This window comes from Streptosporangium vulgare (genome assembly GCF_042428775.1).
Taxonomy (GTDB): Bacteria; Actinomycetota; Actinomycetes; order Streptosporangiales; family Streptosporangiaceae; genus Streptosporangium; species Streptosporangium vulgare.
This window is the reverse complement of the sequence record NZ_JBHMBS010000004.1, coordinates 1-19,900: the sequence shown is the minus strand read 5'-3', so window position 1 is coordinate 19,900 and position 19,900 is coordinate 1. Positions and strand designations below refer to the sequence as shown.

Sequence of the window (19,900 nt, the reverse complement as noted above, 5' to 3'; positions counted from 1 at the left end):
GGGTCTTGTCGAAGTGCGATCAGAGGATCACTGTCGAGGCAGGGGGGTTCCAACCCTGGAGGATCGCCATGGCTGAAGTCACCCGGTCCCATCCGCTCGGAGTCAGCCGCCCGGATCTCGCCGTCGCGGACCTGCCCGAACCCGAGGAGGTCTTCGGAGTCTCCCGGCTCGGGAAGAAGGAGCTGTTCAAGTTCGCCGTCGGTCCCAGCCTCATCGCGCTCGGCATCTCCATCGGCAGCGGCGAGTGGCTGCTGGGACCGCAGGCCGTCGGCCAGTACGGGTTCGTCGGGGTGGGCTGGGTCATCCTGGTCTCGGCCATCCTGCAGACCTTCTACAACGTCGAGTGCTCGCGCTACGTCGTGGCCACCGGTGAGGCACCGGTGGTCGGCTGGGGCCGGGTCCCGCCCGGCTTCCGGCTCTGGGTGCCGCTCTCGGTCTTCATCGTGATCTTCGCGTTCATCGCCGGAGGCTGGGCCGCCTCCGCCGGGCAGGGCGTCTACGCGCTCGTCCACGGGGAGGTCGCGCCCGCCGGAGCCGAGGAACCCCGGCTGTGGGCGATCGGCCTGCTCCTGCTCGTCTTCCTCATCACCGCCGCCGCCCGCAGGATCAGCCGGGCCCTGGAACTCGCCAACTGGGGCATGGTCGGCGCGATCCTGGTCGCGCTGCTGGTCGTCGACGTGTTCGTGGTGCCGTTCGAGATCTGGTGGGACGCGATCCGTGGCTTCGTCACCCCCGCCGCGCCGCCGGCGGGGATCACCGCCACCCAGCTCGGCGCGCTGGCCGGGTTCACCGCGCTCGCCTCCGGGCTGAACTGGTACGTCATGGGCCACTACCGCGACAAGGGCTACGGCATGGGCTACCGGACCGGCTTCATCGCCGGGATGCGCGGGCCGAGGAGCGAACTGCTGGCCAGCGGCGTGACCTTCCCGGACGACGAGGCCAACGCGGGGCGCTGGCGCCGCTGGTACCGCCTGCTGCTGGTCGACATGTGGGGCGTCTTCTTCGTCGGGGCCGTTCTCGGGATGCTGCTGCCCACCATCCTGATGTCCAGGGCGGTCGAGTTGTCCGGCGAGCGGCCGACCCAGGAGAACGTCCCGACGTTCGTGGCGAGTGCCCTGGGTGACGAGTACGGCCGGGCCATGTTCGTCGGCGCGCTGATCCTGGGGGTGCTCATCCTCTTCTCCACCCAGCTCGGCATCTTCGAGGCGATGGTCCGGGTGGTGACCGACGCCGCGCACGCCACCAGCCCCCGGCTGAGGGTGCTCATCGAGGGCGATCCTCGCAGGTTCTACTACCCGTTCATGTTCGGGCTGCTGGTGGTCATCGCCGTCGTGCTGCACCTGGCCCTCCCGGTGAGCCTGGTGCAGTGGTCGGCCAACATGTCCAACCTGGGCGCGCTGATCTATCCGTTCCTGCTCATGTACCTCAACGCGAGATTGCCCCGCCCGGCACGTCCCCGCTGGTGGCACTACGTGATCCTGGTGCTGAACTTCCTGTTCTTCGGGTTCTTCTTCGTCAACTTCATCGCCGACTTCGTCGGTGACCCGCTGGTCACCTTCTGATCCCGCCCAACCCTGACCCGGCCCGCCCGAGCCCGGCGGCCTCTGTCCCCGCGGCACCGTGTTCTTGTGTTCCCGCGCCCCCGTGACGGGCTTCCGTCCCGGGGACGCGGTACGACGACGAGAGGGCGGGTGACGCCGGGTGAACCCGGCACGCCGGTCCTGCGTACCTGCCGGTGAAAGCGACCTCGAAACCGGTGGCGCGAGCCGGGACCCGGACCGTGGTACCGGCTCGCGGCCGGGCGCGATCCGCCGTCGTGCCCGTACGCCCTCGATGACGCGGATCTCCACGCTGGAAGGATTGGGATGGACGACATCACGGCCTCCGCCGGGACTCTTCGCCCCCGCTCCGGGACTTCGTGCCCTCCGTGGTGCGAGCGCGAGCACTCCACCACGTACGTCACCCACGCGGCCGACATCGCCGAGGTGCGCAACCCCGACGGGTCCACGGTGACCGTCACCCTCTCCCAGCACGTCCAGCCGGGGTACGTGGGGGAGCAGGTGGTGCGCGTCTACACCTGCCTCGGTGAGGAGACCGGCATCGCGGACCTGTCCCCGGACTCCGCCGAGGCGGTCGGACGCTCGATCGTCTCCTTCTCCCCCGACGGATCCATGCGCGCGTACGGGCTGGCCCTACAGCGGGCCGCCGCCCACCTGCTGTTTCCCGGGCTGGAGGTCTCCCGCGACGGGGAGGACGCGACGAGGCCGGTCAAGATGCCCGGCCGGTCCTCCGCCGAGTCGCCCTCGCAGGAGAAACTGTTCAGGATCGCGTTCCTGTCCGGCTACCTCAACATGACGAGGACGCCGGGACCGTTGAGCGGGGGCGTGGTCGAGCGCCGTCTCAGCCGGGTGCTGTCGCCGAGGGAGACGAGCGAGCTGTGCGACATCGTGCGCGGCATGCTGTCGCGCCGGGCCGCCGCGAGCCGGGGGGCCTTCCGCGGCGACGCGCACGGCGACCTGCGCGACGACACGTACGACCTCGCGTCGGGACTGTGACGCGGGACCGTCGGGGCCGTGACGTGGACGACCTCACGTCGGGATCGTGGCGACGAGTGACCTGGTGTCGGACTGCGGCGCCGAGTGATGTCGCGTCGGGATGGTGGCGCCAAGGGTTTCGGACACGGTCCGCTGAGCGGGAAAGCCGGGAAAAGGGAAATTTGCCGCGATCTGCACTTGCGATTGCAAGTGCAGACGCAAGGGCGCGCGCGACGGAGCTGTGCGAAACGCGATGTATATGTGAAACTGTGGCACCGTAGGAAGGTGCGACAGGGAGCCCACATGGCCAGACAGGCCGCGGAAGACAGCGGCGAGCAAGGCGGCGTTCTCGCGTACGCGGGCGGTGGCGGCCCCACCATCCTGCGGATTCTTCTGGGCGCCCAGCTGCGGAGGCTGCGCGTCGCCAAGGACATCACCCGCGAGCAGGCGGGCTACGCCATCCGCGCCTCCCACGCCAAGATCAGCCGGCTGGAGCTCGGGCGGGTCGGCTTCAAGGAACGTGACGTCGCGGACCTGCTGACGCTGTACGGGGTGACCGATACCGAGGAAAGGGCCCCGCTGCTCACGCTGGCCCGCCAGGCCAGCGCCCCCGGCTGGTGGCACAAGTACGGAGATCTGCTCCCCAACTGGTTCCAGGTCTACGTCGGCCTCGAAGAGGCCGCCTCGATCGTCCGGACCTACGAGGTGCAGTTCATTCCCGGCCTCCTGCAGAGTCCCGAATACGCGCGGGCCGTCATCATGCTCGTGCACGGCGCCGCCGCCGCGGACGAGGTCGACCGCCGCGTCGCGCTCCGCATGGCCCGCCAGGAGCGCCTGAACAGGCCGGACGCCCCGACGCTCTGGGCCGTGATGGACGAGGCCGTGCTGCGGCGGCCCATCGGCGGGCCCCGGGTGCTGCGGGCCCAGATCGACCACCTGCTCGACGCCGTCGAGAGGCCCAACATCAGGCTGCAGATCATGCCGTTCGAACGGGGCGGTCACGCCGCGGCCGGTGGCCCGTTCTCCATCCTGCGCTTCCCCGAGCGGGACCTGCCCGACGTGGTCTACATGGAGCAGCTGACGAGCGCCCTCTATCTGGACAAGCTCGACGAGACCGACCATTACATGCAGGTCATGGACCGTCTGTGCATCCAGGCGTACTCCGTCTCCGAGAGCAAGCGGTTCCTGCGCGACCTCCGCGAGGAGCTCCCGGACTGACCGGGCTTGGCGGGTTTTCGGGGTAATTGCGATGTCTGGTGACTGAGAGCTGTCTTGTCCATCTATCGGGTGAAATATCGGTTCATGATCTAAAGGTGTCGATCGCTCGTCTACCATGCGGGAAAGACGTGGTGAAGGCGAGGACATGACTGAGCACGAGCAGGCTCCCCCGGGAATCGACCCTACGGTCCCGAGTGTGGCTCGTATGTATGACTACTACCTGGGAGGCAAGGACAACTTCGCCTCCGACCGGATCGCCGGTGAGAAGATCGTCGAACTCGTCCCCAACGTCAAGGACGTGGCGCGCTCCAACCGCGCCTTCCTCGGGCGTACCGTGCGGCATCTCGCCGCCGCGGGGATCCGCCAGTTCATCGACATCGGCACGGGTCTGCCGACGCAGGAGAACGTGCACCAGGTCGTCCTGCGCGAGGCGCCGGACTCCCAGATCGTGTACGTCGACAACGACCCCATCGTGCTCGTTCACGCCCGCGCGCTGCTCGCCGACAACGCGCAGACCATCGTGATCCCCGGGGACCTGCGGGAGCCGGGGGCGATCCTCGACCACCCGGACGTCCGCGAGCGCATCGACTTCGACCAGCCGGTCGCCGTCCTCATGGTGTCCATCCTGCACTTCGTCGCCGACGACAAGGAGGTCTCCGGCATCGCCGCCTCCTTCGGGGAGCGGCTGGTCTCCGGCAGCCACGTGGTGATCTCCCACGTCACCTCGGGCGACCTCACCGAGGAGCAGGTCCGCCAGGGCCGCGGCGTCTACGGTACGACCACCGCGGGCGGCATCTTCCCCCGTCCCCTCAGCCAGATCCGCGGCCTGTTCGACGGGCTGGAGATGCTCGAACCCGGCCTGGTGCCCGTCTACGACTGGCGGCCCGACTTCGGCGACGTCGTCATCCCGCCGGGAGCCGGAGCCGTCACGGTGGGAGCCGTCGGGCGCGTCCCGTAGGGACCTTCCCCCCATCTCCGTCCGCGTTCCTCCGGGGAGCGCGGACGGGGATGACCTGGGGCGTGGGATGGGATCCCCTGGGCCGCGGGCCTGGCCCCTGGACCCGGGCCCCTGGACCTCGGGATCGGGTGAGGTCGCCGCCGCCGACGCTCCGAGCCCCTTCAAGTCCGGCTGAGCCCCTTCGAATCCCTCAGCGTCCCTCAGTGTCCCTCAGCGTCCCTCACGTCTCTCGGGCATCCCTCAGTGTCCTGTCGTGTCACCCAGGCGCTCTCGGCCGACACAGGGCCGGAGAACGGTGAACCCGCCGGAGCCGGTGAGCGTATCTGAAGGATGTTGACACATTCGCGCCAGACCGGTGTCGCCAGGAACGCCCGCGTGGTCGCCACGGTGATTCTCGCGCTGTCCTTCTCTCTCGCCTGCAGCGCGGAGCAGCCCACGAGCTCCCCTGCCGCCGCGGCCGGAGCCGCGGCCCCCGCGGGCCCGCCTCCAACCGTCGAGCAGCTCGCCAAGAAGGTCGACTGCAAGCCCAAGATCCAGGTTGACGCCGTCGACATCCGGACGGGAGCCTGCAAGACCTCCGCCGGCCAGTTCTTCATCAGTACCTTCGTCACCCAGTCCGGCAAGGACCAGTGGATGGACCAGGCGCCGGAGTACAACCCCCACCTGGTCGGGGAGCTGTGGACCGTGCTCGGCGCCAGGAAGGTCCTGGACGAGTTGCGCGTGACGCTCGGCGGGGACCTGCACCTGACCGACCACCGGGTGACCCCGACCCCCGCGCCGCCCGCTGGGTGAGCCCGCACGCCACCCGCGGGGTGAGCCCCCGGTGATCCTCCATATCACCCGAGAGGCGAGCCCGCCCGCCACACCGTCCGCGGGGAGAGCCCCCACGCCGTTCGCGCGGTGAGCTCCCACGCCGCCCGCCGGGTGATGAACGCGGTCGGCCCGCGCCAGGCGAACGCGCCTGGCGCGGGCCGGGGCACGCCGGGGCGCGCCGGGGCACACCTGGCCACCCGTCCGCCGGAGCATCGCTTGCCATAGCGGCGCTAGATGTGCGATCGGCGCTATTCCTAGCGGGGATCGGCCTGATAGCGGTGCTAGCATCTGCGGGATGTCCACACATGAGCGCCGCGAGCGCGAGCGAGCGCGACGCCATCGGCTGATCGTGACGGTCGCTCGCGAGCTGGCCGAGGCCGAGGGGTGGGAGGCGGTCACGACGCGCCGTCTCGCCGAGCGTATCGAATACAGCCAGCCGGTCCTCTACAGCCACTTCGCGGGCAAGGACGCCATCGTCGCGGCCGTCGCCCTGGAAGGCTTCGCCGAGCTCACCGCCGAGCTGGGCAAGGCCCGCGCGACGGCCGGTACCCCGCGCGAGGCGCTCGCCGCCCTGGTCCACGCCTACGCAGGCTTCGCCCGCCTGAACCCCTCGCTGTACGACGCCATGCTCACCCTCGCCGTCGACCTGCCCTTCGGCCGCCCCGACACGCCCGCCCCGCTCCAGGCCGCCTTCACCGAGTTCCGTGAGGCGATCGCCGCCTTCGCCGACGGCCGCGACACCGGCGTCCTGGCCGAGGTCGCCTGGGGCTCCGTGCACGGTCTCGTCACCCTCACCCGCAGCGGCCGTCTCCCGGTGGGACACCACGAGCGACGACTGGCGATGCTGATCGACCAGCTCGCCATGTCCGCCGACCGGCGGTAGCCCGTCGGTTTCCTCTCGGTTCCTCCTCACCCCGGTGCCGGTGACCTCGCGCACGTGTTTCCCGCCGGACTCTCGGGTTCTCGGGGAGGGCGAACTTTATCCCTGAATGAAATAGATACGGCATTGCCTGCTGATTCGCCGGTCCGTAGCATCCGTCCCATGTCCATCACACGTGAGTTCGCCTACGCATCGCCCTCGCGTCCCGCTGACGGCGAGTGCGTGTGGTATCGCTCCAAGGGCGATCTCTACGACCTGATTCGTACGGGCAGCAATGGAGATTTCCGCTATCACATCTTCCATGCCCGTGACGGACGCTATCTTCAGGCCTTCGCCTCCTGGCAGGACGGCCTGGAGTGGATCAAGGAGCGTGTCGAGGGCGAGTAGCGCCCTCCACCCTGCGGTCTCGCCTCTCCGGCGTGTGACACGTGGAGTCGCGGCACCGCACCGTACGCGAATCCCGGCGCGCCGCACCCGGAGCCACGAAGCGCCGCACGCGGAACTCCGGCACGTCGCACGTGGAGCTCCGGCGCGGCACCGGGCCCTGGACGCTTCCGGTGGGCCACGGACGACATCCGCGACCGGTCCCCGCGCCGGAGCCGGGGTCAGGGCACCAGGCGCAGCGCCGGGCGCTGGTCGGGCAGGTCGAGCAGCTCGCGCACCCGGGAGACGGGCCAGGCCAGCTGGGCGGCGAGCTGCGGCATGGTGAGGCCGGTGTCGGAGACGGCCAGGTCGAAGGCCCGGCGCAACAGCGCGGGCTGCTCTCCGGGATAGCCGCTGATCGGCTCGGCGGCGAAGCCCGGCTGGTCGCGCAGCGTCTTGAGCCGCTGGTAGGCGCGGCTCGCCGCCGAATCGGAGATCAGACCGACCTCGCGGCAGCGGTACAGCAGGGAGTCGACCGACACCCCCCAGGTGTGCTTGAGCTCGACCAGCCTGCGCAGGTCGAGACGGCCGGGCAGCTCCGGCAGGATGCTGTCGCGCGGGGTGAGGAACTCGGCTGCGAAGACGTCGGCCTCCCGCTCCTGCTGGGTGTCTCCTGACGCGGTGTCGCCGTGCAGCACCAGGTGCCCCAGCTCGTGGGCGGCGGTGAAGCGGTAGCGGTGGATGTCGTCGAACCGGTTGGCGGTCAGCACCACGATCGGACGGGGCAGCTGGGAGGTGGAGAAGGCGTCCACCGTGGTGGCGTCCTCGTCGGGCGGAGGGAAGACCACGACGATCCCGTGGGACTCCATGTGCCGGACGATGTGCGACAGCGGGCCGGTGCCCAGCTCCCAGAGCCGTCGCAGGGCGCGGGCGGCCTGGGCGGGGTCGCTGGGCAGCTCCACGCCGGAGTGGACCTCGCCGCCCGAGAAACCGGGCAGGGCGACGTGCGGCAGCCTGACCCGCCTCTCCAGGGCGTGGGCCAGCTCCCACACCTGCTCGACGAAGGCCGCGGCCTTGGCCCGCTGGTGCGCGCGGGTGGAGCGCAGACTCCTGAAATGCGCCATGGACCCGTCCAGCTTGCCGTGCGGGCGGCCCAGCAGGAAGAACGCCGGTGGTACGCCGAGCGCCTCGGCCAGCCGGGGAACGAGGTCGGGCCGGGGACGGGTCATGCCCGTCTCGTACTGCCCCACCGCGGCGGGAGTGACGCCGATCCGTTCGGCCAGGTCCTTCTTGGTCATCCCCGCGAGCTGTCGCGCCTGGGTCAGCCGCCCCTGGTCGAACGCGTCGGCCACGGCCTGCGGGCTCGGCCCGCCGCTCCCGGGGACGCCGGGAGCGCCGAACAGAGGGGTCTGGTTACGGTTGCTCATTGTCGCCGGTGACCACGGTTTCCTCGGGTGCCTCGCTGCTTACGGGGAAGATCTTGCCACTCTTCCGCTCGGCCGGAGACCTCGTGCTCAACGCGAGGGCGGGGACGAGGCCGTCGTCGAAGCGTGACGCGGCACCGGGCTCCGCCGCCCACAGGCCGCGGACGGCGCCGGAGGAGGCGGCGGGCAGCGGGATCGGCTCGTGGTGCAGCCACCGGATCCTGCCGAACTCGTCGATGAGCTCCGCCTCGCCCCAGTAGAGCCGCAGCAGGCCGGCCTGCGCGTTGCCCGCGTAGGCGACCGGGACCAGCCGGGTGTCGCCGGGCAGCCCGGTGAGGGCGGGGCGCACCGTGGCGGGCCCGTCCGCCCCGGCGGACAGGTCCAGCTCCTCCTGGGTGGCCTGGGAAGACTGGGAGGACTGGGCGGACCGGGCGGGCTCCGTCGCGAGCGCCAGGTCCAGCTCCTCCTGGCGGTAGGAGGTCGCCGGGCCGAACCGGTCGAACAGCTCGCGTACCAGAGAGGAGATCCGGCCGTCGCTGACGCGGGCCTCGGAGATCGGCGTGCGGTCGTCCTCGGCGTAGCGGAAGGGCAGCAGCAGGTTGCCGCCCAGGACCACCAGGTGGTGCGGCGAGCCGTGCGGCCTGACCAGCTGGAAGCCCGGCTCGTCGCGCAGGCCCTCGGCGAGCGCCTCGTAGCGCCTGGCCATCATCGTGAAGCCGTAGGTGTATCGCTTGTCGCTGTGCCCGGAACTCTGCGCGTCCTGCGCGTTGCCCATCGCCTCCAGCAGCGACGCGGCCAGCTGCCGTCGTACGGCGTCGGCGCGGTCGCCGAACCGCTCGCTCGCCCAGCTCGACATCCGGCCCAAGGTCCGGTCCGCCCCCTGGTCCGGCCTCGCCCGGTCCTGCCCTTCCCGGTGCGGCAACGACGACCCCGCGCCCATCGGCGACCTCCGCTCACACTTCGCTCCGCGTCGGGCGACCGTCGCCGACACTTCATTTCCGCGCATCATACTCCCGCGAAGGCTCTAGTTGATGTTGCGCGTCTCTCGTGTCGCGGGCGGTGACGGCGAACCCTCCGGCGCGACCGCGACCGCGACCGGGCGCGGATGCCGGTGTATCCCGTGGTGAGCCTCCAGCCGGAGCCGCTCCGCGCGGGCGGCGTCGGCGCGGTCGGGTCGAGGGCTTCGGCGGCGGGCTCGTCGCCGGGGCCGGGCGGGTCCTGATCGGCCGGGGCGATGGTTAGGGGTGAGGGGTGAAGAGCCAGGGGTAAATGAACTGTGAACTGTCGGTGGGACAGGCGATGATTGGTCCCATCATGGTCATCTCCCCGTCCCTTCCGTTCACTGCCACGACCTCCCCGAGCGGCGACATCGTGGTCTTCTACGTCGGTGCCGAGCCTCGCATGACACCGGAGCAGGCGCTCGCGTTCGCCGACATGCTCCGTGACCTCGCGGCCGGAGCACGACGTCCCGCCCTGGCCGGAACGTCGGCCGGTGCCCCTCAGCTGTCCTGACCGAGCGCTCGCCTGTTCTCGTCCTCGTTGTCGTTGTCGTCCCCGCTCTCCCCGCTCTCCTCGCCGGTCTTCTCCGTCGGGCGGGGGAGAGTTCTCTCGTGTCCGGGATCGGCCCCCCGATCCCGGTCCTCGGCCTGGACCTGGGCCTGCACCCGTTTTCGGGCCGCACTCGTTTTCGGGGCGCACCCGATTTCGGGCCCGCACCGGAATCCGGTCCCCGGCCCCCGCTCCGCACCGGGGCTCTGACCCTGGGCGAACCTGGGCGGCCCTGAGCGGGGCCGGGGTGCGTCACGGGTAACCGGAGTGCGCCACGGGTATTCGTGACAATCCCTTTCACTCTCCGTGGCCATTGCGTAACGTTCTGGCTGGCGAGGCTGCCGGAGGGCAGGCCGTCCCGCCGATCCGCCCACCCGCTACTCCGTCGCGGTCCGGCGTCCGATGCCCAGGGCGTTCCCGAAAGCGTCGAAGTCAGATATGGAAGGACAGAACATGCAACCCTTCGAGCTCCCTGACTTCTATCTGCCGTATCCGGCCAGGCTGAACCCCCATGTGGAGACCGCGCGCGAGCACACCAGGGCCTGGGCGTACGACATGGGCATCCTCGACCCCGACCTCGGCATCTGGGACGAGCACAAGCTCGACGCCATGGACTACGGCCTGCTGTGCGCCTACACCCACCCCGACGCCCCCGCCGCCGAGCTCGACCTCATCACCGACTGGTACGTGTGGGTGTTCTTCTTCGACGACCACTTCCTGGAGGCGTTCAAGCGCAGCGGAGACCTGACCGGGGCCAAGCGGTACCTCGACAGGCTGGCGGCCTTCATGCCGGTGCATCCCACGGGCCCGCCCCCCGAGCCGGAGAACCCGGTGGAGCGTGGCCTCGCCGACCTGTGGGCCCGCACGATCCCGGCCATGTCCGCCGACTGGCGGGCCAGGTTCGTCGAGAGCACGAAGAACCTCCTCGACGAGTCCCTGTGGGAGCTGGCCAACATCAACGAGGGACGCGTCGCCAACCCGATCGAGTACGTCGAGATGCGGCGCAAGGTCGGCGGCGCCCCCTGGTCGGCCAACCTGGTCGAGCACGCGGCGGGCGCCGAGGTCCCGGCCGCCGTCGCCGCGAGCAGGCCGATGCGCGTGCTGAGAGACACCTTCTCCGACGCGGTTCACCTGCGCAACGACCTCTTCTCCTACGAGCGGGAGGTCGGCGACGAGGGTGAGCTCAGCAACGGCGTGCTGGTCTTCGAGCGCTTCCTGGGCTACGACACCCAGCGGGCCGCCGACGCCGTCAACGACCTGATCACCTCCCGGCTGCACCAGTTCGAGAACACCGTCGTCACCGAGTTGCCCCCGCTCTTCGAGGAGCACGGCCTGGACCTGCGGTCCCGCCTCGACGTCCTCGCGTACGTCAAGGGGCTCCAGGACTGGCAGTCGGGCGGTCACGAGTGGCACATGCGCTCCAGCCGCTACATGAACGGCGCCACGCGGGCGACCCCGGTGGCCCCGGCCCTTCTCGGCGGGCCCACCGGCCTGGGTGTCTCGGCGGCGCGCGTCAGGCTGGCACCCGGCATCACGGGCCCGGGGGGCCTCAGGAGCCACACCCACGTCCCCCTGCGGCGGGTGGGGCCGCTGCCGCTGCCCGAGATCTACATGCCGTACACCGCCCGGATGAATCCCAACCTCGACGCCTCCCGCCGCAACGCGGTGAAGTGGGCGCGCGAGATGGGAATGTTCGAGCAGCTCCCCGGTCTCCCCGGCCTGGCGGTCTGGACCGAGCACAAGCTCGACGCCTACGACTTCGCCATCTGCGCCGGGGCCATCAATCCGGACGCCCCCGGCCCCGAGCTGGACATCTCGACGTTCTGGCTCACCTGGGGGACCTACGCCGACGACTACTTCCCGATCGTGTTCGGGTCCCGCCGCGACATGGCCGGCGCGAAGGTGTTCAACGAGCGGCTGCCGGCGTTCATGCCGCTCGACCTCTCCGCCACCCCGCCGCCGGTCAACCCGATCGAGCGGGGCCTGGCCGACCTGTGGTTCCGTACGGCGGCCCCCATGTCGGAGGCCGCGCGCGCCACGTTCCGCCGGGCCGTCGAGGACATGACGGGGAGCTGGCTGTGGGAGCTGGCCAACCACATCCAGAACCGGGTCCCCGACCCGGTCGACTACATCGAGATGCGCCGCAAGACCTTCGGCTCCGACCTCACGATGAGTCTGTCGCGGCTCGCCCACGGCCAGACGGTGCCGCCCGAGATCTACGACACCCGGACGATGCGCGGTCTGGACGACTCGGCCGCCGACTACGCCTGCCTGGTCAACGACCTCTGCTCCTACCAGAAGGAGATCGAGTTCGAGGGCGAGCTGCACAACTGCGTCCTGGTGGTCCAGAACTTCCTCGACTGCGACGCGCGGCAGGCGGCCGACATCGTGAACGACCTGATGACGTCCCGGGTGCGGCAGTTCGAGCACATCGTCGCCACCGAGCTCCCGGCTCTCCTCGACGACTTCGACCTCGACGGGGAGGCGAGGGAGACGCTCAACGGATACGTGACGGAGCTGCAGGACTGGATGGCGGGCGTGCTGCTGTGGCACATGAGGACGCGCCGCTACGACGAGTCCGAGCTGCACCACCCGCCCGCGAGGGTCCGCCCGGTCGGCGGCACCGCGGGTCTCGGCACCGCGGCCGCGCGCGTCGGATCGCGGCTACGGGCGGTGCCGGCTCCGCTCCCCTGAACGCGACAGGGGGGCGGGACCTTCGCCGGTGGGACCTTCGTCGGCGGGACCTTCGTCGGAAGGGCCGGGCGGGGGCGGCTGGGTCGGTGGGGTCGGTGGGCGAGGGGCGGTCACGGCGGCTCGCCGGTCCCCTTCGGCGGTCCTTTTCGCCGGCTCCTCTCGCCGGTCCCCTTCGCTGATCCCTTTCGCCGGGCCCCTGGAAGCTTTCGCCGGGCCCCTGGAAGATCGTCCGCCCTCTGGAAGATCATGCCTGCCCGCCGGGAGGTCAGCGCACCTGCCGCGACCGGAAGTCGTACCTGCGCGGCCTGGCTCGTGGTGGTGTCTGCGCCCGCGGTTCCGCCTCTGTTTCCATCTCCGTCTCCGGTTCCGTCTCCGGTTCGGCCCGCACCGGCGGCTCCGACCTGATCTCGGGGATCGCCGGTGCGGTGACGACCTCCGTGCGCGGCTCGCCGACGGGCCGCCGCGTGGTCAGGTCGATGACCGTGCCGTGACGGCTGGTCGTGGCGTGCGAGGCGGCGAACAGGATGAGCACGTTCACCAGCTTCAGGAACAGCAGCATGCCCACCGCGCCCGCGACGACCTGGTACGCCGGACTCGCCGAGCTGAAGTTGAGATAGACCTGTCCGATCGTCTTCAGCAGTTCCAGCCCGATGGTGATGACCAGAGCCGGTCCGATGACCCGGCGCGGCGACAGGCGCAGCCGAGGGGGCAGCGTCAGCAACGCCGTAGACAGCAGGAGGTTCACGCAGATGCCGAGCACGAAGGCGACCGTGGACAGCGCCCACTGCGCCGGTAGCGCGTCGACCCCGATCGTATGCCCGGCCAGCCAGGTCAGCGCGGCCTGGGCGCCGAAGGACAGGGTCAGCGAGATCGACAACAGCAGCCCGAGGGTGACCAGCACGGACAGGTCGATCAGCCACCGGAGGAAGAAGTTGCCCGGATACTGCTCCAGGCCCCAGACCGCCCGCATGGAGGAGCGCATCGAGTCGATCCAGAACAGGCCGGTCAGCGGAAGACCGAACGAGGCGATCACCCCGGCCGTGTCCCGCGCGTCGCGCAGTGCCTGCACGTCCAGACGCGGGAACGTGTCGCTCAGGTAGCCCTCCACCTGAGCGAGCGCGGCGGGCGTGTCCAGCACGTGACCCATGATCACGAAGGCCAGCAGGGCGAGCGCGAAGATGGCGTAGAACGCGTAGTAGGTCATTCCCGCGGACAGACGGCCCGCGTCGGTGCGGTCGTAGTGGACGGCGGCCCGGACAAGATGGTCGAACCAGCCGCATCGATCCCGTGCCGCGGCCCATGCCCTGACGAAACCGCTGGTCCAGCGGCTCGCCTCGGGGGTGGCCTTCATGACGGCGCACTCTACCCGCAAGCGGGCGTTTCACCGCTTCCGAACCGGTCGAACCCGGTGAAGTCCGAACCGGCGCGGTGTCATCCCCGGAGGGCGGGGCCTTTGGTGCTGGCCCGATCCACAACGAGCCGACAAAGGTGTCGTTCTGCTGTAGCGCGAGACGCGATTAACCGTATAGAAATACGACACCCCTTCGTTTAAGGCTTGACGTAAGCTCGGTGGCGACGAGAGAGCGCTCTCTGGGCATCCCGGTGACGTCGCGCCGCCCGTTCTCGATAGGCAGGTCGAGGAGAAAACAGCTCATGACCAGGATGTACGCGCGACGTCGTCAGTCGTCCCTGACCTGACCCGGCCCATTCGTCCGCGGGCGTGCCCCCGCCCGTGGGCCCGGTGGTGACCGTCCGCCGGACGCCGACCCGGAACCCTCCGGGCCGGCGGGCGGTCACCGCTCCCGCGCCGGCGGCACGTCCACCCTCGGCCCGCGCAGGAGCCACCACAGGAACGACGCCTGGACGAACCCGGCGGCGGTGAGCAACAGCAGAAGCCCGCTGGGAGGAATCACCTCCGCGGGGATCATCATCACCGGCCACGAGAGCGGCAGGGTCACCAGGATCAGCATGACCGCCGACAGGCCCTGGTTGTCCGGCTGGCGTATGCCGACCTCGGCGACGACGTACGCGGCGATGATTAGCAGCACGTAGACGCCGGTGATGACGAGGGCGAGGGTGCCCCGCCTGTACCGGGAGGCGAAACGGACCGCGTCGCGAACTGGTCTCATGCCTCCGATCCTGCCCGCCGGGCCGCGGGTGAGACCTCCGTACGAATACTCGGAAACCGAACCGGCTGCGGCTCGTCGCGGTTCGTGCGGACACGCGGTTCGGCGGGAAAATCACGCGCGCGGTTCGTCGGGGAAACCGGTCCAGCGCAGTTCGGCGGGCAGATGGCCCATGTCGTTGTAGCAGAGGACGCTGGAGAGCAGGCCGGGTGCGTACCGGATCACCGTCAGGGCCGCGTTGCAGTGGTTGAGCCCCAGCCAGCGCCACCGCGGGGCGTCCTGCGCGGCCCTGACGAGCCAGCCGACCAGGAAATTGTGGGTGACGACCAGTTCGTGACGGGTCTCCTCGCCCTCCACCGGACCCGTCAGCCGTTCCAGGACCTCACGGGCCAGCGCCTCGCCGCGCTCGCGCTCCTCCGCCGGGAACAGGGAGAGGAAACGGAGCAGGTAGTCGGCGGACTCCTGCGGTAGTTCCTCCCTTTCCGGGGTGTACGGAATGTAGTCTCCGGCCATTTCCGAGACGCGCACGGGGACGCCGTCCAGCTGCTCGCCGATCAGGCTCGCGGTCTGCGCGGCGCGGGGCAGCGGGCCGTGGTGGATCGCCGAGATGGGGACGCTCCGAAGCCGCCTGCCCAGCAGCACGGCCTGACGACGGCCGTTCTCCGTCAGGCCGCTCCCGTCCGGTGAGGCCTCGCCGTGCCGGGTGACGTACAGATAACGGGGAGAGCGTGACACGGTGCTCCTTTCGCGTCCGGGTCACCCTACCGACGCGGGCGCGGCGGTGGCCGGTGTCTCATGCGGAACGCCTGGAAGATCGCGGCCCCTCGGTTCGCGTGCCGCCTTCCGAGGCGGTGGCCGGTGTCCCGGAGCTCACTCGCTTCCGGGGAGCTCGGCCAGGGCGGCGCGGAGACGGCCGGCGAGGTCGACGGCCTGCCGCACCGACCAGGGGATCACCCCGTTCTCGGTCATCAGGGCGTGATACTGCTGCTGCTCGTACGGGGTGCCGGGTGGTAGCGGGGCGATGTGCCAGTGCAGGTGCGTGTTGCCCTGCTGACTGCCCAGGGAGAGCACGTAGGTGCGTTCGGAGGGGACGACCGCCTCGACGGCGAGGGCGATCCGGCGGACCGTTCGCATCAGCCGCGAGTAGGCGTCCTCGTCGAGGTCGCGGACGACGTGCTCGACGTGCGCCCTGGGCGCCACCAGCACCTTGCCCGGCACCGTGGGGTAACGGTCCAGGAAGGCGATGTGGTGCTCGTCCTCGAAGACGACCTGTTCGAAGTCGTAGCCGGTGGGGTCGGCGAGGAGCGCGCAGATGAAGCACGCTCCACCCCTGGCGCGCCGAACGTAGCCTTCGAGGTCGAAGGTCTCCTTCTCCAGCTGAGAAGGCTCGTCGGGTCGCTTCCCCCGGTGGGTCGGCTCGTCCAGTTGTTCCTCCCGACGGATCGGTTCGTCCGGTCGTGTGGCTCGTACGCTCATCATCCCCCCGACGGGAACGGACAGATCAGGGACCGTCCTGAGAGGACATCACGCGCGGGGGCACTTGGGCGAGGAGGGCGCGGACCGTCTCCGCTCCTCTCGACGTCTTTCCGCTCGGGCCAACGCGTCCTCGGTCTGCACGGGCCATCATCACCCCTTGTCGGTTCTTCAAGGATCAAAGGGGTGAACCAACCACCGACGTCCTGATTTCCGCGGCGGATGACGCCTGCCGAGCCGGCCGTGACCAACACGGCGCGCCCGTGCGACGACTTCACCGGCCCGTGGCCACCACGAAGAATTTCGGCCCGGCGCGGTAAGTACAGGTGACCTCATACGCCAGGAAAGGCCAACATGTATGACAATCTCCCGCGAAGTCATCGAGGTCGATGACGCGACCATCATCGAGAGGTCGCTGAACGAGCCCGAGGTCTTCGCCGTCCTGTTCGACCGGCACGCACCGCTCCTGCATCGCTACGTGACCAGGCGACTGGGACCCGGCGAGGCGGAGGACGTCGTGGCCGACACCTTTCTGGCCGCCTTCCAGCGTCGGGGCGATTACGACCGGGGCCGCTCCGACGCCCGCCCGTGGCTGTACGGCATCGCCTCCAACGTGATCGGCAAGCGGCGGCGCACCGAGACGAACCTCTACCGCGCGTACATCCGCAGCGGCGTGCATCCGGCGGAGATACCAGGTCTCCAGGTAGAGGACGGAATCAACACCCTGGCCGTCAACCGGCCGCTGGCACGGGCCCTGCTGGGGCTCAAACGGGCCGATCGCGACGTCCTGCTGCTCGTCGCGTGGGCCGAACTGAGCTACCAGGAGGTCGCCGACGCGCTCGCCATCCCACCCGGGACCGTCGCCTCGCGACTCAACCGAGCCCGTCTCCAGATCCGCCAAGTCCTGAACCAGGAAGAACGAGGAGAATGACGATGGACGCGCTGAAGACCATGTGGGAGACCATTCCCGCGGCCACCCCGGGGGAACTCGCCGGAGCACGGCGGCGGCTGCTCAGCGGGATGCACTCCCGGCGGCGCCTCGTCACCACCCCCCGGCTGCTGGTCGCGGCGAGCGCCGCGGCGACGGCCGTCGCCGCGGCGCTCGCCATCGGGAGCGGCGCCCCCGCCTACGCGGTGGCCGAGAGCCCGGACGGCACGCTCACGGTGACCGTCAACGAACTCCACGACCCCGAAGGGCTGGAGGCCAAGCTGGGCGCGGCCGGTGTCAAGGCGGATGTGACGTTCCTGGCCCCGGGCACGCGGTGCGCGGCCCCTCGGTTCGCCGGGGTGGATTCGGCCTACGGCGGGCCGCCCGCCGCAGGACCTGGGAAACTGCGCTCACTCGTGAACGAATCGCGTTCGCTCAAGGCCACCACGGTGACCTCCATACGGACGATCCGGATCTCCCCCGAGCACATCAGGCCGGGCGAGACGCTCGTGATGGAGTTCCGCGACAACGCGAACGCGCAGGTGCCCTGGCGACTCGGCAGCTGGCTGGCCCAGGCCGACACTCCCGTGCAACCGTGCACAACCGTCGCGGACGCCGGCTGAGGACCTCCTGCCGAACACGGCCCCACCGGGCATGGCACACGCCCGGTGGGGCTCATGCGTGCCGCCTGGGCTCTCTGTGGTGCCTGGGCTTCTTCTTGGAAGCCGGTTGACCTGCGTGGATCGGCGTGGTTTGAGGCCATGGACATGTTCGGCAGGAGGTCCCGCAGGGTGTCGATCACGGCGAGTTCGGCGGCGACGCCGCAAGAAATCCCATAGGCGCCGTCGGCCGATCTGGGTGGTGGACAGCGAGACGGCAGGTTGATCACGAATGTGGATCGGAGCGAACAGCACCTGATCTCTCCTCATCTCCTTGGGTATGAGGAATTCGGCTCTGGCCTGGATCGGCCACCCCCTGACTGTGATCGCCGTGGTGGTCCTGCTGCTCAACGACCACCTCTTCAAGCCGCTGTGGCCCGGTGCGGTGACCGGGAAGCTCAGTGACGTCGCCGGGCTGATCGTCGCGCCGCCCCTGCTCAACCTGTTCATTCGCCGCCCCCGCGCGTCCGTCCTGCTCACCGGCGTGGTCTTCGGCCTGGTCAAGACCACCGCTGTCGGCGCCGCCCTCGCCTCGCAAGCGTGGACCCTCGTCTGGGGTCCCTCCCGGGTCCTGGCCGATCCCGTCGACCTCATCGCCCTGCCCGCCCTGTGTCTCGCCTGGTGGATCTGGAAGCATCCCGACGCGCGAGCCGTACGGCTCGCACGGGCCGTGGTCGTCATTCCCGTCACCGTGCTGGCCGTGGCCGCGACCGGCCAGACGAGTGTCTTCAAGCCGTACAGCGCCTACGCGGTCGACGTGACCGACGGCATGATCGTCGTCGCGACCCGCGGGGGCCTGTCACCCGGCCCATTCGTCGGGGCGGGCCTCGCCTCCGCCGACGCCGGGAATTCGTGGTCGAGCTGGGACGGTCCGGTGCCTGCCGTTCCGAGGACGTCGGCCTGCGTGCCCGGGAACCCGGACCGCTGTTACCGGATCGTCCCCGCCAGGCTCAAGGTCGAGGAGTCCAGGAACGGCCGGTGGGTGACGGCGTGGGAGATCTCTCCCGGCGACCAGGACCGGCTGGCGAGAGCTTACGCGTCCGAGTACCCCGAGCACACCGAGGCCGTCGCGTCGCTGGGGATCGCGGTCGAGAAGCTCTCCGATGGATACGTCGTGGTCGTCGCCAACGGCGCGGACGGGATCGCCCTGCGAGACGTCTCGGGTGTCTGGCACCGCCTGGGCTGGACGGGAGAGGGGTTCGACTCCTCCAGCACGGTTCCACTGACAGCGCCGGGAAGATACCCGGACTCCGTCCCCGCCGTGGCGCTGCTGGCCGCCCTCGCGGCGGGATTGGTGACGCTCGGATGCGGTGTGCGGAGGTCTGACTTCGCCAAGGCCGCGCTGGCGCTATGGGTGGGAGTCTGGGCGTTTCACTCGGGGACGAACACGCCGATCCTGTTCAACCCGTTCGCCGTGCTCCTCGCCGCGGTGCTGGTGCCCGCCGGCGCGACTGTCATGATCATGAGCTCGGTGCGGGACGGAACACGGCTTCGAGTGTGGGCGATCGGTACGCTCACCGCAACCGTCGTCTATTACGCGGTCATGACGCCCTTCTACGTGTGGAGCGCCGGAGGACTGGAGTACTACGCATCGGCACCCAGCCTGGCCATCGCCCTGGGAATCGCGACGGTCTGCACAGGCGTCCTCGCGGCCGTCAAACAGAGAGGTCCGCGAAGAGACGTTTGCTCGGTCCCGGCCCATGACCATCAAGATCGCGAGACCAGTACGTAGGCCGGCGACTCCGTGACCGTATCGCGCTGTCGGCCGTGGGCGAACGGTCGTTCATCGGAAGCATGACTCCATGCCCGTGCCCCCGGGAGTGCGACTCGCGTTCGCATCCCGGCCACACCGGCGAGCCCGGCAGCGCCGGACCTGTGCCCGAGTTCCGGCCGCCTCCGGCGCCCACCGGGCCGAACCGATGCGGTCGAATCAGTCGGACACCGCCAGGCCGGTCATGCCGGTCCGGGCCGTTTCCCAGGTCTTCGCCGAATTCATCCGCGAGCCGATCGTGATACGGGTGGAAAAACCCGGATGTTTTGATCCTGCTGTTATGGATGCACGCCCCGGGTGCCACACCCCGTGACACTTGCTTGACCTGTAACCTCCTCACGGGTCGCACCATCACTCCTCCGTGAGGGGGTCACGCCCTGGTGCCCAGACCACAGCCCGGATGATCGGCACCGAGGGTCGCGTCCTCGGAGCGGTGTAAAAGGCTCGACGAGGTAGGTGCCGCGGGCTGATCTTAGGCGGCTGCCGTTTCGGGCGTCGAGTCGGTGGCCGG

Annotated in this window: 18 protein-coding genes; 12 read left to right on the top strand and 6 right to left on the bottom strand. The window is 69.9% G+C overall.

Annotated elements, in window-relative coordinates; all coding sequences use genetic code 11:
• Positions 1 to 68: 68 nt before the first annotated feature.
• The 7 genes from ACFFRH_RS09640 to ACFFRH_RS09610 all read left to right on the top strand — a co-directional run bounded on the left by ACFFRH_RS09640 (position 69) and on the right by ACFFRH_RS09610 (position 6,790).
• On the top strand, positions 69 to 1,562 hold the full coding sequence (locus ACFFRH_RS09640) for an Nramp family divalent metal transporter (protein WP_344745105.1): 1,494 nt from the start codon (positions 69 to 71) through the stop codon (positions 1,560 to 1,562).
• 303 nt (positions 1,563 to 1,865) lie between these two features.
• Positions 1,866 to 2,555, top strand: a complete 690-nt coding sequence (locus ACFFRH_RS09635; protein ID WP_386155744.1) for a hypothetical protein — start codon at positions 1,866 to 1,868, stop codon at positions 2,553 to 2,555.
• Between the two features lie 282 nt (positions 2,556 to 2,837).
• On the top strand, positions 2,838 to 3,752 hold the full coding sequence (locus ACFFRH_RS09630) for a Sco1979 family transcriptional regulator (protein ID WP_344745103.1): 915 nt from the start codon (positions 2,838 to 2,840) through the stop codon (positions 3,750 to 3,752).
• A 115-nt stretch (positions 3,753 to 3,867) separates the two neighbouring features.
• Complete coding sequence (locus tag ACFFRH_RS09625) at positions 3,868 to 4,710, top strand: SAM-dependent methyltransferase (protein WP_344745102.1); 843 nt, start codon at positions 3,868 to 3,870, stop codon at positions 4,708 to 4,710.
• 330 nt (positions 4,711 to 5,040) lie between these two features.
• Positions 5,041 to 5,502 carry a hypothetical protein gene (locus ACFFRH_RS09620; protein WP_344745101.1) on the top strand — a complete coding sequence of 154 codons (462 nt, stop codon included), beginning with the start codon at positions 5,041 to 5,043 and terminating at the stop codon, positions 5,500 to 5,502.
• Positions 5,503 to 5,818: 316 nt separating this feature from the next.
• Entirely contained in the window at positions 5,819 to 6,406 is a 588-nt protein-coding gene (locus ACFFRH_RS09615) for a TetR/AcrR family transcriptional regulator (protein WP_344745100.1), read from the top strand.
• Positions 6,407 to 6,565: 159 nt separating this feature from the next.
• Positions 6,566 to 6,790 (top strand): hypothetical protein, encoded by a 225-nt coding sequence (locus ACFFRH_RS09610; RefSeq protein ID WP_344745099.1) that lies wholly within the window; start codon positions 6,566 to 6,568, stop codon positions 6,788 to 6,790.
• 218 nt (positions 6,791 to 7,008) lie between these two features.
• On the opposite strand, the gene ACFFRH_RS09605 is transcribed toward ACFFRH_RS09610, so the two are convergent.
• Positions 7,009 to 8,193, bottom strand: coding sequence for a helix-turn-helix domain-containing protein (locus ACFFRH_RS09605; RefSeq protein WP_344745098.1), 1,185 nt, complete (start codon positions 8,191 to 8,193; stop codon positions 7,009 to 7,011).
• A complete protein-coding gene (locus tag ACFFRH_RS09600) occupies positions 8,180 to 9,046 on the bottom strand; it encodes a hypothetical protein (protein ID WP_386155740.1) in 867 nt (288 codons plus the stop codon). The genes ACFFRH_RS09605 and ACFFRH_RS09600 overlap by 14 nt, the downstream gene beginning before the upstream one ends.
• A 413-nt stretch (positions 9,047 to 9,459) precedes the next feature.
• Between ACFFRH_RS09600 and ACFFRH_RS09595 the strand changes: the two genes are divergently transcribed.
• On the top strand, positions 9,460 to 9,702 hold the full coding sequence (locus ACFFRH_RS09595) for a hypothetical protein (protein WP_386155738.1): 243 nt from the start codon (positions 9,460 to 9,462) through the stop codon (positions 9,700 to 9,702).
• Positions 9,703 to 10,191: 489 nt separating this feature from the next.
• Complete coding sequence (locus ACFFRH_RS09590; RefSeq protein WP_344745094.1) at positions 10,192 to 12,432, top strand: family 2 encapsulin nanocompartment cargo protein terpene cyclase; 2,241 nt, start codon at positions 10,192 to 10,194, stop codon at positions 12,430 to 12,432.
• 265 nt (positions 12,433 to 12,697) lie between these two features.
• On the opposite strand, the gene ACFFRH_RS09585 is transcribed toward ACFFRH_RS09590, so the two are convergent.
• From ACFFRH_RS09585 to ACFFRH_RS09570, 4 genes are all read right to left on the bottom strand, one after another.
• Positions 12,698 to 13,783, bottom strand: coding sequence for a YihY/virulence factor BrkB family protein (locus tag ACFFRH_RS09585; protein ID WP_344745093.1), 1,086 nt, complete (start codon positions 13,781 to 13,783; stop codon positions 12,698 to 12,700).
• Between the two features lie 442 nt (positions 13,784 to 14,225).
• Positions 14,226 to 14,561, bottom strand: a complete 336-nt coding sequence (locus ACFFRH_RS09580; protein ID WP_344745092.1) for an SCO4225 family membrane protein — start codon at positions 14,559 to 14,561, stop codon at positions 14,226 to 14,228.
• Between the two features lie 111 nt (positions 14,562 to 14,672).
• Positions 14,673 to 15,293, bottom strand: a complete 621-nt coding sequence (locus tag ACFFRH_RS09575; RefSeq protein WP_344745091.1) for a histidine phosphatase family protein — start codon at positions 15,291 to 15,293, stop codon at positions 14,673 to 14,675.
• 135 nt (positions 15,294 to 15,428) lie between these two features.
• On the bottom strand, positions 15,429 to 16,034 hold the full coding sequence (locus ACFFRH_RS09570; RefSeq protein WP_344745090.1) for an HIT family protein: 606 nt from the start codon (positions 16,032 to 16,034) through the stop codon (positions 15,429 to 15,431).
• Positions 16,035 to 16,389: 355 nt separating this feature from the next.
• On the opposite strand from ACFFRH_RS09570, the gene ACFFRH_RS09565 reads away from it, so the two are divergent.
• The 3 genes from ACFFRH_RS09565 to ACFFRH_RS09555 all read left to right on the top strand — a co-directional run bounded on the left by ACFFRH_RS09565 (position 16,390) and on the right by ACFFRH_RS09555 (position 19,350).
• Positions 16,390 to 16,962: an RNA polymerase sigma factor gene (locus ACFFRH_RS09565; RefSeq protein ID WP_344745088.1), complete on the top strand. Its 573-nt coding sequence runs from the start codon at positions 16,390 to 16,392 to the stop codon at positions 16,960 to 16,962.
• A 2-nt stretch (positions 16,963 to 16,964) separates the two neighbouring features.
• On the top strand, positions 16,965 to 17,582 hold the full coding sequence (locus ACFFRH_RS09560) for a hypothetical protein (protein WP_344745087.1): 618 nt from the start codon (positions 16,965 to 16,967) through the stop codon (positions 17,580 to 17,582).
• Positions 17,583 to 17,898: 316 nt separating this feature from the next.
• Positions 17,899 to 19,350, top strand: coding sequence for a hypothetical protein (locus tag ACFFRH_RS09555; protein ID WP_386155733.1), 1,452 nt, complete (start codon positions 17,899 to 17,901; stop codon positions 19,348 to 19,350).
• Positions 19,351 to 19,900: the final 550 nt, after the last annotated feature.